The sequence below is a fragment of the Peribacillus sp. NPDC058002 genome (assembly GCF_042886655.1).
Lineage (GTDB): Bacteria > Bacillota > Bacilli > Bacillales > DSM-1321 > Peribacillus > Peribacillus aracenensis.
The window spans coordinates 1-14,397 of sequence record NZ_JBHVQU010000063.1; the positions used below are offsets into that span (position 1 = coordinate 1).

Sequence of the window (14,397 nt, forward strand, 5' to 3'; positions counted from 1 at the left end):
GATCTTATTGAATGATATTAATAAGTATAGACATCAGAAATCTCCTCATCCTTTGGGACGACCAAAGGGAATTGGACGTCAAAATCTTTTGTCTCGCCTACATAAATATTTTTTAATTCCAAATTGTAATAAATATAAGTAACAAATACATTTTCTAATACTTTACGTTCAATATTAGATAAGTCTTGAATACTTTTTTGATGTACTATTGTTTGATTCATTTCTAATGGAAATTCTAATATACTAAAATCTATAAAAATCCTCCTCGTTAACAATCTATCATAATTTATTTTCGATTGATGGGCTTTCGTTATGTCCATATCTAACATTTTTTGTTAAATATTACGGAAATCTCTTTTACACTTTATCTCAATAGAAATAAACCATAAATATCATTACAAACTAAGGATACGGGAAATAATCGTGATGTGTGAGTTACCTTACTACTTACTACTTACTAATCGCATGGATATAGGGCTAATAAGAGGGAAATCCCCCCTGCCCTAATCCAAATAAAGAAGAACTTAACTTAATGAGAACGACCACTTCGGGGGATTCTATAAAGTATAAACATACACTGATTATCTAGTTATATCTTATTTTAACGTAAAAAGAGTCAAGTGTTCATCACTTGACCTTAATTCTTTCAACTCTCCCCATTAGTACACATCTAATGTAGTAATTTATATCAAATTTTGTTTTTTACACAAACTTATCAAACTTATAATATTAACATGTAACACTTAAGGGAACAGTCTCAATTTAGACTATAATAAACAAATTCAAATATAGATTACACTATTTCGTTTCAAAAATATTCCTCTTGTGCCACTTAAAATACAATTTATTTTCGGAATGAATCTGAATTTTAGCAGTTGGTAATAATCCATACTTCAAATAATCTTCATCACAAATCACTGAAGAAATGTGCAAACGTCCTTGTCCATCAAATGCAATTAACCCTTTATCATACAGGGCATCATGATTACAACAAAGAAGTACGCCATTGTAAGGATTTATACGTTCTACATTTGTGCTATCTTTCCAAGGTTTCGAATGGCTCGCTCGTAGTAACTCAGGTAAGTCAATACTGCATAATGCGCATTTATAATCCCACAAAGGCATAAGACACTTGCGAAACTTCTGTTGACCTAAACGAATTTTTGTTTTTACTTCTGATTCTGTTTCTGCAATAACTGGAACTAATGTATTTCGGTCTGTTCTTCTCACATTATCAATTGATAACTCAAGTTGTTCCTGATCTATTTGATATATATTTAAATCACTGATCAAATCTAGAAGTTTAATAGCTAGTTCCTCATTACAAGGATATAAATAGCCTTGATTGCCATCACCATTTTGTTGAAATGCAGAATACTTAATTGGAAGGAGCGGGAGAATTTCATTAAAACTAGCTCTAATATTTAAAGGTACATCTAATTCATGGTATTCTAAATTCACCAAATATCCTTCATCGTTCCATTTGCTATGATTTTGCATAATAGAAGGTTTAGCAGCATTTTGATAATTATCATTTGCAACGCTAATTGCAACAATTAAACCTTTTACATAGTGAAATACTCGATCTCCTACTTTCACTTCTGTCATTCGCTTCCATGAATGTGGTACATTTCCTCCTTTATCTTGTTGTGGCGACCAAATAATCCCTAGATCTTTTTCTTCCTGATAAGTGTGACCTTGCATAACAATAAAATTATTCAAATGTCATCCCCCTAACCTATATACTCTATTTTACATTAAATGTTCTATTAAAATAAAAACTTCCACCTATTAGTCTCAGATCGCCAAAATCGTCCTGTGTAATAATTGCTTCCTGTCCTGCGGCAAAACCTAAGAACAACACAAAAAAGGTTGATATACGTCAGTCACTCTTGATTATTTCTAACCAGAGTACCTTAATATATCAACACTTTTTCAATATGACGTCCTTGGAGAGATTCGAACGCCCGACCGACGCCTTAGAAGGCGTGTGCTCTATCCAGCTGAGCTACTGGGACAAATACTGTTCCTTATCAACCAAACAACAGGCATATCAAAGGTTAACACAGATTATATTTTCACTGTCTGTCTACAATATATTACAGTAGGGATTAGTATAATTCCCTAACAAAGTTCTATTACCTAATAGGAACAGGATAACTCAGTACTTTTTACTTATCAAGCAATTTCTTTGCCCAAATTTCAAATAAGCTTATCTTATTGTGTAATTACAAACTAGCTCAGTTATGATTTATCTTCAAATCCTTTTGATATCTGTTTTAATATTACATTATAGTATGTTTTTATTACACTTCTCTCTGTTTCCTGTACAAGACTGTTATGAGCAATTAAATTTCTACACTCAGCCATTTCATCAATTTTGGGAATAATAAAATCTCTACTAGGAAAATACTTCTGAAAGACATCCCAATTGTTACTAATAAGTGACCCTAAATCCTTAAAATCCAGATAAAATAGTTTGGAGTCACCTCTAACACTTAACCATTTATTAGCTCCAGCTTTTTCAACTCTGTTGGTTATTGTATTCCTCAGGGAGTTTGGTACAGTTATTTTCTCAAAATAATCATCTCCATATACATCTTTACAAACTTCCTCTATAAACAATCTTAGTGAATTCTCTACAGCATAAAGATATGTATAAACCTCTGCCATGTAGTATCCTTTTTCTTTTATATCAGTTGGAAGAATTTTAGATATTATCTTTCCTGATATTCTATCTGACTGTTTCTCTAAATCTGTAATCAGATCATCTTCTAACTCAAAGTCTTTACTCAAGTCAATCTCTACAATGACCCTTTTTACATCATACCCTACCTCAGCAGGTATTAATTTATCACAAGTAGCTCTTATAAGTTCTTTTGTTTTATCATTATCTAAGCCATCAATATTTATAGGATTTACATACAAGTAGATAGAAGTTGCCATGGCATTAGACCTTCCCCATCCACCATCATAAAAAGAATATCCCCCTGTTTCAACAGAAAGGCTAGCCCCTCTCAACAATTGTGCTAATTCATTTTCCTTCTTTCTTTTTAATGTCCAAATTAGACCATCCAAAAATTTTTCATTACTAAATGGTAAGCTATAAGTAAATGACATTATTCATCCCCCTTTATTTGCTGTAACTTTTGATAATAAAAAAGCGAATTTTCTAATAACCTAATTTTAACATAAGCATTGAATGTATTATTAGACTAGAAGAGAAATATTGATTAATATGTATCTAATTTCTTTGATGCTATCATTTATAGAAATAGCAGCATTTGTTAAATTGAAATAGGAGACTCATTATTGCTAGGAATCCCCTTTTAAATAGTGCTCACAATTTCCATTAGTTAACTTCTACAGCCTGTAAATCCTCATATTCCCCTATTAGTAGTTCCTCATCTCCTGAATATACCTCATAGTCTAAGTAACAATTTATTGGATGATACAAGTAAAACTCTTGCCCATCTTTCTTCTTTAATTTAATAGCCTCTAGTAACTTTTTACCATTGTAAACATTGCTCATCAGATGCTTATGAATGATATGAATGATTACTCCTACTTGTTGTCTTGAGAGCCCAACTAGTTTCCAATTGAAACCACAAAAATTTTCTTGGCCAAAACGGATTCTTCTAAATCTCGAAAACTATATCCCCCCTTCCCAGTGAAACGAATGGGTAAGTACCTTCTTATTGATAAATAAATTGCGTAGAATCGCTTTCAGCGACGTGCATTTAGAAGTTCCCCCGCAATTGGTACCTCAATTATCATTTTAATGACCGGCTGCAGTGTATGGATATAGTTAATTACCAATTAATTTCATATCCACTTCCCAAAAATGTTGCGTATATTTTCCACCCAGGAGACCGACCGGAGAGAGGTACCCGCGTTCCCCATAGTACGGCTTCGGCTTGCTTTTAACATAGTTCTTATCTATTGTTATAAATGATTTATTGAGCTACAAAGAAAATAAGATTACAGTCTAAGTTCGAAAAGTGACCGTTATACTGAACGGTAGAAAACAGCGGTATATAGAGTAGCTCAGCTTGATAGACCAACAGTCTCCTAAGCTGTAGGTCGTAGGTTCGATTCCTATCTGGGACGCTAATACAGACAGTAAAAACCCCTTATATATTAAGGGGTTTTCTGTTTTATATGATTTCAAATATTTTATATAACAGTTTGTTTGCCGAAAATTTGCCGAAAACTAAATTACCACCTATTGTTCGACTTTATATCAGAGCTTATATTGTTAACTAAAGAAGCAAAACCATCAAAATCAGGGAATAATGTTTCAGTTCTGATATCGAATGATTCAATCAATATTTTTTTGGCTTCTTTTTTTAGTTCCGGAGAAATGGCTATAAAAAGAGTCCCCCCTTTATCTTTTGGTAAAATTAAACTTCCTGTTACTTCATTACTTATCCCGCTATATAAAAATACTGCATGTTGAGCGGCAATTCTTTTTGAAACAACCGGCGGTTCCATAAATACTGGTAAATCCTCGGTGGATAATTCTTTCATAATACCTTTATAATCTCTTTTTTCTAAATAACCTTCATAATTTAAGCCGCCCAAGGAATATGTATGGACACCTGTTATCAGACCTGTATTATCAATATTTGAATTTAAACAAAACCACAAAGCAACTAGCATACTCTTTGAAAAGTCCACTAACCTTGTTGCTGCGCCGTGATGTTGTAATTTTGCTAATAGTTCCATATCGCTTATAGGCAAGCCTTCATTTGTTCCATATCCTTTATGCCTAGCACTTTTCAGCATTCCTTTTTCGTAACTTGACAAATACAATTCATTTTGTTCTTGACCGCTATTAACAAGCCTTCTATAAGCTCCACTATCTATAGGCCAAGAAATATCGCCCTGGCCCCTCCACAACATAATGTTTTTTCCTTTAATTTTACTAAGTTGCGTTGGAAATTCCATTAATTCAACAAAACTCTCAGGCATTTGTATTTCCCCGAATATCCCACTATTGTATGTATCCATTTTAATCCCCCGTTTTACTAATTCCTTTTCACCATCAAACCACTCGAAAAATGTTCTTTTCGATATCTTTTATATTCTTCCTAACTTAACTATATGAAAAGGAGGGCCTTTAAACAATTCATAAGTCTGGCATCCCCCTATATTTAATATCTGTATGCTTTGGTTCTAGATTTTCTGGTAATTCCTTGCGATTTACAGTGTTCCCAATATCCTTTAATCTCCTCTCTTTATTTACATACTCCAAAAATGGTCGTAATCAACATCTTTGCCTGTTAGATCACGAAGAGCCTTTATCACCTTTCTTGCATTTTTCATAGTAGGGCCGTCCTTATGCTCAACCTGACATAGCCTACGTACTGTCCCCTTCGATACCCCACTCTTTATCACAACATCTTGCAGCGTTAAATTGTTCTTATCTAAAAAATACCCAAACCGTGATCTGCGTTTACCTAATGAAAACCAATCCATAAATTCACCTCACCAAACAATTTTTATTATTAGCTTGGTCTGTATATGCTTTATCAAGGGCTGCCAGCCAAAGTAATTACCAAGTTACCTATCAAGGTAAGCTTATCAAGATAATGAATGGATACAGGTTGATATAACAAGAAAAGAAATATGTGTTTAGAAGGAGCCGGAGGGCGAGTGGGTAGGGGGAGAGGCGAGAGGGGGAAAATAACTTTTTTTCGAACAAAAAAGCCCTTATAGAGAGGGAGAAAACAACATGACATACTTAGGGAAGAAAGTGATTCATAAAAAGAGCGGTCCAGTCTTCGACTTCATTCCCCTTAAACCCACTGCCATGATTGACCCAGTTTTTATTGGTATAGCTGCTGGAATCCTCTTAATTGCCCTAATTGAAAAAGCATTAGCTGATACAGGTAACGTTTCAATTGCCGCCTTTCTATCCGCTTTCCTGCGTATCTTGTTCCCTATAGCCGGTGCTGCGGCCATTTGGTTTCTTGTGAATGATTTAAAATCCCTATTTTGAGGTGAAGTCATGAAAAAGTGGTTCCATAGGAAGGGCTTTAGGAGTCTATTTAATATTGTCTGTCCTTCGACCTGATCGAAATATTTTGGATGGTGTATTGAAGAATAACCTAACCGTTCGTATGGGTTTTATGTGTGCTGATTTGATTAACTCACGTATTATCGGTACACCAGGAAGCGAGAAATTGAAAGATAACGGTAGATTCTTACTTTAATTGAAAGGCCAAGACCTAAAGGAGATTCAAGCCCCCTATTTGGACAATGATGAAGCTAAAAAGTTATTAGAGAAGTCTCCAATTAATAAAAACCCCTGCAAAGAGCCCTCTAAGCGTTCTGATGGCCCAGAGTTTATTGACGCTATATTTGAGGTGTTAGACTGATGAGAAAACGCGATAAAAATATACTGGCCGATTTAGACCGTTTCCGGTGCATGACACGCAATGATATTAACGATCTTCATTTTTCTGGATTGAAGAACCCTGTTACATGCTGCAATACGGTTATGAAGAGATTACGAAGAGATAGACATATCGAAGTGAATGCAGCTCAACAACCTTACATCTATTTCCCTTCACCAGCTCCTATAAAAAAAGATTCTGCTAAATTTCCTCACTTCTTGAATATCGTTGAATTCTATAAGTCACTGCTGAACTTTCAGGAACCAGATGCCTTCGTGATCTTGAAGCATGCGCACCTTTTCGGCACCTAAAATGATGTTTCCACCTATAAAACCTTGATATACAAGAGTTTATAAGGATAAATTACATCAAGGTTATCGAAGGGGTGTTATTGTAATATTTTCAACGCTGGATAATGACTTAATACGAGCTTATGTTACCTTTTTGTTACCCCAATTTAAACGGACACACCACCTTTGGTAGGTTTTGTTGATTACATTTAATCAACAAAAAAATGAACCCTGCCATTAACATTTCATCTAATCTTATAAAAAAGAATCTTCTCCATGAATGCTCGATATTAATGCTACGTTTTATAATAAAGAATCCCAGCTAATTGATGGGATTCTTTATACCAACGTAAAATACATGCTATGTAAACAAAAATAACTTAATCAGGAGTACCAACTTTTATTTCATTAATCTTATTCACTAAATCATGGCACTTTGAAACGTTTTTAAATAATGTAGGGATTACAGCATTTGAATAAAAATCATTAATGCTTTGGTTTAAAAAGTCATAATTATTCTGAACCAATACTGAAATATCAGTTCTAGTTAAGAAATCCTCAAAATTGAATGAAGGACTTTTTAATGAATTAGGGTTTATATCCTGGAAAATAAGGTGAGAGATTATTCTGTTACCATGAACTGCAACACTGTAGTCTCTTCCTTCTTTACTACTTGTTATTAACTGTATTTCCCTATCTACACATCTTTGCACTTGAACACAATTCCATACATACAATCCAGATATCCCTGGATTAAATAGTTGCATATAAGGGGTTTTCTCAATATTTTCCCATAGTTTACCGATTTCTCTTTTTAACTGTACCGCAATAGCAACGCTACTAGAAGCACACGCTAGAGCGGTAGTGCTTTCCACCAAATCAAACGTTTTTTCAGCACGTATGATCGTTTCTGAACGCATGATGTGATACTTAATTCCCTCAATAGCAAGCTCTGTTTGAATTCTGGCTTGCTGAGGATCCAGAGATACAAAGTCTCTGTTCTCAATTCTATTTTGAGTATTGTTATTCTTTGTAATTTGTTTTCCAAAATCCTCATAGGCTTGTTCTAAAGAAATAATTCTAACAGGTACATATAGGCTTTGGAGATGTTCTAAAGCAGCTCCGTCACTACCGAACTTTCCTATAGTGCCAACAGTTTGCGCTCCATTCACTATACTTATATCTTCACAAACAAAGTTACCAAAGGCGTTATCTCCACCTCCAAGTGCTGACTTCCTGATACTATTACATACAATAGTAATCCCATTATTATAGTACCAAAACTTCTCTGGCTCCTCTTCAATTGTCTTCCTTATATCTTTATTTATGTCGGTTTCACCTATTAATTCACGTAGGTTTTTAGCAAAAAGCTTCTTCCCATGATTAGTCCACCATTGAGCTACCTCAGCACCATTCACTTGTCCATAAAATGCTTCATAAGGCTCTGATTTTTTGCCCCATTCTTTAATACCCATCTGTATATTAATAGGATCCCCTGTTACGCCAGATCTAAGTGATTCATGTAATTTAGATTGGTTTAAAATTGTGACTGAACATATCTCGCTAGCGTCATTAACATCTGCTAGGAAATCATCAATATCTCTCTTTGAATGATCTGAGAAATTCAAACCGGTATATACTAGTATAACTTCAAAATTGGTATTTGCATCAAGAACTGCGTCTGTAATTTTATCTTTCATAGAGTTCACTTTTGAATTAAATACCTCAAACCTTAGGTTAAATAAATCTTTTATACCAGATAAAAATTTCTTTACATCACCATTTGAAGGTTCAGAATTACCATCGTATATCCATTTAGACTGTACGATATACAACGTTTTATTCCTTTCTTCGTAGTGTAAGGCATCAATCCCGTTATCCTCAGATCCATCAGTAATACTCGCTGCAGCAGCCTCTACTGAAGCTGATGCTAAATAATAAACTGCATAAGCTGTTAAACTTCTCGTAAGCAAAAAGTTTTCTTTTTGCTGTAAATGGGCAGTTTCAACATCAGTCAGATCAATTATATCTTCAAATAAATTGGTTATATAATTCCTTATTTGAGTAACATGAATAATACTCATTTAACATTCCCCTTTAGTGGTAAAAATAGGATTAACTTCAGCATCTTATTAATAAGATGCTAGATTCCTTGTTGCCTAGCAATATTTTCTTCTTTACAGAGGTATATATGTTGGACCCATTTAAAACTTTTCTTTTTCTGTCTCTCTTGTGATTTCCCTTATGCCACTACTTATTTCTTTGAAAGTGTAGTATGTATGTGACTGCAAATTTGTTCTTTCGGTTTAGGCAGGTGTTTTAAATACTGTTCTACCTTCAAAACATTCATCCTTTTCATCAAAGCCAAAGGTGTATTGCCTCTCATGTATGTATCCCAATAGGCGCTCTTTAATGTCACTACCAAGGTATACAAATTCCTCTTCTACATTGTGTTGGTTAGACTTCAAAATTAATTCATGCTGAACAGTATATAGTGTATCCATAACATCTCCAACTTTTCGGAAGGTCATATACTGCGAATCTTTATATGTTCTTGGATGTGGATGAGCATGAATTAAATACTTCTTAATAATATCTTGTGTCTGTTCAGCTGGTAGAGATATCACTTCTTTCATGCTACTTACCTCCAGAGTTACTATTTTTTGAGTATCTATATTTACTAAACACGTTTTTCTCTTTTCACTTACTGTTCTCGTCATTCAATACCAATTTAATAATATCGTCTTTAAGGAGATTTTGCTCACTTAGTTGAATACGGATAGGAGCACCAAATAAAATGTCCATCAGAAATCTCTTCGTATTTACTTATATTATCGAAAAATCACCATTTCTTCCTGGCCCTAATAAAGCTACAATTAACTTCTAAAAAATATCTACTAAGTCTACCTGACCGTCACCCACTTATATTTGCCAATAGTTCAACTCCCCATCGCTCCAATGCTATACATGTTCCGTCTTTTCCTTTAATTTTCTTACGTCCCCTTCTAAATCTAGTACGTGCATTTTATCATGACAGTTAGGACATAGAGCAATTGTGTTGTAAATAGAATCCTCTCCACCCTAAGATAACCATTCTATATGATGTGTATGTAAATAAGGCTCCCCGTTCTTATTAAAGTATGGGGCAGGTTGATCACAAAGCTGATAAATACCCTTTGCCCAGCGTTTTGCAAATTCGGTTACATAAGGATCACGTTCATATATAAATAAAATGGACTTCCGTTTACTACTTTTCCTTCGGGCATTTCTAGCCCTGTTTTCAAGGTCGCTATCGGCCATTTTTTTTACCTTCTTTTCCCGCAATACTTCTTTCATTTTAATTAATTTATCTGGCAGTAGGATTTTCTTTTGATTTTCTTTCAGTCTAAGAGGGAAAACCCAAACTTGCCGCTTCTGCCCATTATCATCCAATTGTTCTTCTTGGTATGGTTCAGAGGCTAGATTCACAACTCCAAGATAGACATATTTCTTTGCTTCAAACACTTCGAATAAGTGCATTTCTACACCATTACTTATGGATTCAGCCACAGTCTTGTTTTGCGATGTTAGTGTTTGGTTTCCAACCCTTCCCATGCCAGTTAATGTAAGACTTTTCCACCCCACCGATCTTCATACAAAGCTTTTGTATGGTCTGAAACTAATACTAATGTATTAGTTTCATGGGAACGTTTCATCCCGCCTTGAGTAGCACATTTGAAAATTCTCGTTAAATCATAATTATCTAGTATTCTTCTAGGTTCAATCTCATCTGCGAACACGTCTTCACCTACTTATTCGATATGTCTTAAGAAAATGATAACAAATATTTCTAGTATAAATATATTTTTTTATAATTTAATTTTAAATAATAATATATAAAAATTGAGGGATATTTAGTGAGCAACTGTGGTTTGGGATGTACAGTAAAGATACACTAGCTATAAATGAATGTTCCTTCTTTAGTAGATCTGAGGCCATTTATTCTAGATTCGAGTGAAGTGCATGTGTCGATTTAAGTAGGTAGTGAGATTTCTTTGAACAGAAAGATTTTTCATTATACCGAAAACCCCCAACCAAAGTGGTTGAGATCCTTTGTAAATGGCTTGGTAAGAGAGGACCTTTTTGTTATGCAAGGTTTCTTGGCCAATCCTTATATGACCTACCAGGGCAGACGAGAAACGTGCTATAAGGATCAAAACAGTTAATTTTTAGAGGGAAATATATTCTTGAATAATGAAGTTACAATTTAATTTTGAATCTTTTTTTAGCAATCCTTATAATATCTCCCTGCTTATTAATTGTAGTAGTAACAACTATCCGTTGCTTACCGGAAGTACCACTAGGAAGAACTATTATCTTTACCACATTTCTTCCTTCAACCATATATTTTTTTAGTTCAGTAGTATATTTATAATAATAATTTGATTCCTTCAGCGAAAATATTTCAACATGCTCCCAAGAACCTTCTTTGATTTGTTTGTTCTTTTTATCAAAAATCTTAGTATTATCCACCTCCATAATTTCCATTGAACTTTTATCCAGTTCATTTGTTTTTATTTGTTTACTTATATTTTCATTGGGGAAAGTATCATTATTAATATTTATATAAATATTTGGATCTGTATTATTTTGCATATTAAATTTTAAAGGAATGTTGGTGGTTTCCTTTAATTCAATTTCTAAGTACCCTTTTTTATCAAGCGATATAATACTCACTAATATTCCCAAAAAGATCAGAATACCAAAAGTTTTAATAACACCCCAAAATGGGTTTATAATACTGGACATAATTAATTCGAAGAACAATGCTATCTTCTTAAATTTAGTTAATTTCTGATTTCTTAAAGGCAAAACTTTTTCTTTTATAAACACCAGCAACCAAAAAATTAAAAATAATAATAGAAATAAATATATATATATACTCTCACTCAAGGGCTTTTTTGAAGCCTCTATAATGCAACTAATAACAAGTGATGCTATCATAACTTGAAAACAACGTTTGATAGATTTGAATATTCGGATAAAACTAACTTCAGCTTTTTTCAAAACTTGCTGTTCTTCCGTAACTATTTCAAAGTATTTGAAAGTTTGAAGTTCGAAAAAAACATACTGAAGGATTGATAACATTATTAAAATAGCGCATGCTAACCAAGAAACGGACAATATAGACCCAATATCTAAAAAGAATCTTATAGCTAGGTTTTCTGAAAATGTTCTGTACCATATGTTCAATGATCCTTTGAAGATATACCATACAGCACCAAATAGTATGACTACAATACCTAATCTCGTTGTTCTGACTGTCAGCCGGTTATGGTCACTATTTTTATCCATTTCGTTACTCCCTTTAAATTTTTTCCGTTAATACATATTGTTCCTAATATTATTACATAGGACTTAGTAAATCTTATATTGAAGGAGAATCGCGGTCCAATAAGTCTCTTTAAAGTCTCTTGAAGTCTCCATACCCATTCTCCCCAATAATAAACGTTTCTTTAAACACTCTCTCATGGTTTCAGCCAGGTAGTTTCCGATGGTTTTGAATTAGGTTTTCGGCTTGTTTGGTATGGCGGTGACACAGTAAAGGGAACAGGAAGCTACGAAATGTAGGCGTTAGCCATACAGATCGTGGTTTTCTGTCCATTTATTGCCGAAACAACACGTACAGAATGACAGAAAGATGCTCTTCCTTCAGTCTGTATTGCTGCCGCCTAATAATTTTGAATCCCTAAAACAATTAAATAAAAAGCTAAACGCAAACATAACTGAAAGTGAAAACATAACTTTCATAAACGATACTTTTTTATTAATGTGATGCTAAGAAACGCTCTACAACGAAATTAATTATATTTAGCCTTATAATTTCCTATTGGTACTGTAACAGAGAGTTTTGCTCCTCTTATTGTTTTTCAAAAATTTGAAACACCACTATCTATTCTTGTTCTAAGTACTTAAGATGGTACAATTAGCACACATAAAATCCGTTAGCGTATTAGCGAAACTGAGTTGAAACTTGAAATAGTTACGAATACAAATTTCTATTAAGTTATTTCACCCTTGAATTTTTATTATGTGGTCAGATGGTGGTCATTTTTAATTACATGCCTGGTTTACTTTAAGAATTTCACTTCCCCTCGCCTTTCAAAAGTTGTAGGTCCTTCTTATACTCAGTGATTTTCTTCTATCTTATAGTAATCACCATATAGATATCACATTAGAATATTCACTCAGTAATATAGAAAAATATTAAAATGGGCTCCTAAAGGACCTTAAAAATAAGGGCTGTTTTCGCATAGATTGTTGTTATCTATTGATGAAAATTTAAAGTCGGCTATAATTAGCGGTTCTTTGGTTTTGAGAAAAATTTTATTTTTACGGTTGTGGTAACACTTGATCTGAAACTATATGTAACTTTTTGCAACTTTGTGGTATCTTTTGTATATAAATCTGTATTTTACTAATATATGAAACTTTATAAAGAAAGTTGCTGAGGACCTCACCGGCAATGGTTGGGAGCTTTCAGTTTTTGGAGTATCATACTTAACCAAAGAAGTATCTGGAGAAACAGAAACTAATAAAATGATATGCCCACTCCGGGCTTTTCTTTTAGAAATGAAATTGTCGGATTGACTCGAAAAAGTTAATCTAATAAAGAATTTCAACTTCAACAGGTATGGCAACTTATTTTTAACAGGAGGAAAAAAATTGGCGGAAATAAAAAATGTACCAGTTAAAGATATTATAGTTAATTTGAATAACCCTAGATTCGAACAGCAAGCTGATGAAGAAAGTGAAATGATAAAAATCCTCACAGATAAGAACAGAACATTTGAGTTAATGAAGGATATAGCTAAACATGGAGTTGATCCAAGCGAATTAACTATGTTAGTTTTTGATGAAAGTTTAGGTAAATATGTGGTAATGGAAGGAAATAGAAGATTAACCTCTATAAAAGTTTTAAATAATCCTAGACTTGTCCCCTCAGCTATTGAAAATAGAGACAAAGTTTTAAAAAAAGTACATAGTATTATTAAAGAAAATAACTATGAACCTATAATAAAAGTTCCAAGTGTTATTTATTCAGAAGATGACCCCTTACTAAAACATTTTATAGAGTTAAAACATTCAGGAGAAAAAAAAGGTGCAGGTAGAGTTAAATGGGATACCGAAAGTAAAACTCGTTTTGATTCAACTGATACTTTCCGAAATTATCTATTAAGTTTTCTTAAAACGGTTCATCCTGGTATACAAGATAATTTTGGATTAACAACAATAGAAAGAGTATTATCAGATTCAGTGATGCGGATAGCAATTGGACTAATAATCGATAAAAAAGAACCTGTAATTAAATTTGTCGATGATTTCTCTAAACTAAAACTATACTTTATTTTAGATGGATTATTAACAAAGAAGTTTAAAGTTTCAGATGTTTACAATAAGTCAAACAGAGAATTCTTTGCTAAAAAGTACTTGCTTAATCCCCTAAACCAACCTTGGAGGAATAGGCCCATCAATACTCACCCTATTAATCCGGAGGCCGTCGATACACCTATTAATCTGGGAACCGTCGATACACCTATTAATTCGGGAGCCGTCGATACACCTATTAATTCGGGAGCCGTTGATACACCTATTAATCCGGGAGCCGTTGATACACCTATTAATCCGGGAGCCGTCGATACACCTAATAACCCGGAGGCCGTCGA

General features: G+C 33.6%; 11 protein-coding genes and 1 pseudogene. 4 read left to right on the plus strand and 8 right to left on the minus strand.

Annotated features, from left to right (window positions below; translation table 11 throughout):
* Positions 1–798: 798 nt before the first annotated feature.
* From ACFVSH_RS13085 to ACFVSH_RS13095, 3 genes are all read right to left on the minus strand, one after another.
* Entirely contained in the window at positions 799–1,722 is a 924-nt protein-coding gene (locus tag ACFVSH_RS13085; protein ID WP_387706305.1) for an HNH endonuclease, read from the minus strand.
* A gap of 522 nt (positions 1,723–2,244) precedes the next feature.
* Positions 2,245–3,120: a Swt1 family HEPN domain-containing protein gene (locus tag ACFVSH_RS13090; protein WP_387706307.1), complete on the minus strand. Its 876-nt coding sequence runs from the start codon at positions 3,118–3,120 to the stop codon at positions 2,245–2,247.
* A 1,098-nt stretch (positions 3,121–4,218) separates the two neighbouring features.
* A complete protein-coding gene (locus tag ACFVSH_RS13095; RefSeq protein WP_387706309.1) occupies positions 4,219–5,013 on the minus strand; it encodes an FRG domain-containing protein in 795 nt (264 codons plus the stop codon).
* 724 nt (positions 5,014–5,737) lie between these two features.
* On the opposite strand from ACFVSH_RS13095, the gene ACFVSH_RS13100 reads away from it, so the two are divergent.
* The 3 genes from ACFVSH_RS13100 to ACFVSH_RS13110 all read left to right on the plus strand — a co-directional run bounded on the left by ACFVSH_RS13100 (position 5,738) and on the right by ACFVSH_RS13110 (position 6,712).
* Positions 5,738–6,004 carry a hypothetical protein gene (locus ACFVSH_RS13100; protein ID WP_387706311.1) on the plus strand — a complete coding sequence of 89 codons (267 nt, stop codon included), beginning with the start codon at positions 5,738–5,740 and terminating at the stop codon, positions 6,002–6,004.
* A gap of 55 nt (positions 6,005–6,059) precedes the next feature.
* On the plus strand, positions 6,060–6,218 hold the full coding sequence (locus ACFVSH_RS13105) for a hypothetical protein (RefSeq protein ID WP_387706313.1): 159 nt from the start codon (positions 6,060–6,062) through the stop codon (positions 6,216–6,218).
* A gap of 164 nt (positions 6,219–6,382) precedes the next feature.
* Entirely contained in the window at positions 6,383–6,712 is a 330-nt protein-coding gene (locus tag ACFVSH_RS13110; RefSeq protein ID WP_387706315.1) for a replication-relaxation family protein, read from the plus strand.
* Positions 6,713–7,071: 359 nt separating this feature from the next.
* Here ACFVSH_RS13110 and ACFVSH_RS13115 read toward each other — a convergent pair whose 3' ends face one another.
* From ACFVSH_RS13115 to ACFVSH_RS13135, 5 genes and pseudogenes are all read right to left on the minus strand, one after another.
* Positions 7,072–8,775: an AIPR family protein gene (locus tag ACFVSH_RS13115; RefSeq protein WP_387706317.1), complete on the minus strand. Its 1,704-nt coding sequence runs from the start codon at positions 8,773–8,775 to the stop codon at positions 7,072–7,074.
* A gap of 222 nt (positions 8,776–8,997) precedes the next feature.
* Positions 8,998–9,327, minus strand: a complete 330-nt coding sequence (locus tag ACFVSH_RS13120; RefSeq protein ID WP_387706319.1) for a hypothetical protein — start codon at positions 9,325–9,327, stop codon at positions 8,998–9,000.
* A 325-nt stretch (positions 9,328–9,652) separates the two neighbouring features.
* Positions 9,653–9,769 (minus strand): annotated as a pseudogene (locus ACFVSH_RS13125) (HNH endonuclease); the annotation flags it as partial.
* Between the two features lie 3 nt (positions 9,770–9,772).
* Positions 9,773–10,315: a hypothetical protein gene (locus ACFVSH_RS13130; RefSeq protein WP_387706321.1), complete on the minus strand. Its 543-nt coding sequence runs from the start codon at positions 10,313–10,315 to the stop codon at positions 9,773–9,775.
* Between the two features lie 615 nt (positions 10,316–10,930).
* Entirely contained in the window at positions 10,931–12,025 is a 1,095-nt protein-coding gene (locus tag ACFVSH_RS13135; RefSeq protein ID WP_387706323.1) for a hypothetical protein, read from the minus strand.
* Between the two features lie 1,371 nt (positions 12,026–13,396).
* On the opposite strand from ACFVSH_RS13135, the gene ACFVSH_RS13140 reads away from it, so the two are divergent.
* Positions 13,397–14,397: hypothetical protein (locus ACFVSH_RS13140; protein ID WP_387706325.1), on the plus strand; the 1,001-nt coding region annotated here is incomplete at its 3' end.

What these genes read in the sequence shown, in the direction of transcription:
- ACFVSH_RS13090 (WP_387706307.1), bottom strand. Translation starts at nt 3,120, where the DNA reads ATGTCATTTACTTATAGCTTACCATTTAGTAATGAAAAATTTTTGGAT.
- ACFVSH_RS13120 (WP_387706319.1), bottom strand. Translation starts at nt 9,327, where the DNA reads ATGAAAGAAGTGATATCTCTACCAGCTGAACAGACACAAGATATTATT.
- ACFVSH_RS13095 (WP_387706309.1), bottom strand. Translation starts at nt 5,013, where the DNA reads ATGGATACATACAATAGTGGGATATTCGGGGAAATACAAATGCCTGAG.
- ACFVSH_RS13115 (WP_387706317.1), bottom strand. Translation starts at nt 8,775, where the DNA reads ATGAGTATTATTCATGTTACTCAAATAAGGAATTATATAACCAATTTA.
- ACFVSH_RS13100 (WP_387706311.1), top strand. Translation starts at nt 5,738, where the DNA reads ATGACATACTTAGGGAAGAAAGTGATTCATAAAAAGAGCGGTCCAGTC.
- ACFVSH_RS13110 (WP_387706315.1), top strand. Translation starts at nt 6,383, where the DNA reads ATGAGAAAACGCGATAAAAATATACTGGCCGATTTAGACCGTTTCCGG.
- ACFVSH_RS13135 (WP_387706323.1), bottom strand. Translation starts at nt 12,025, where the DNA reads ATGGATAAAAATAGTGACCATAACCGGCTGACAGTCAGAACAACGAGA.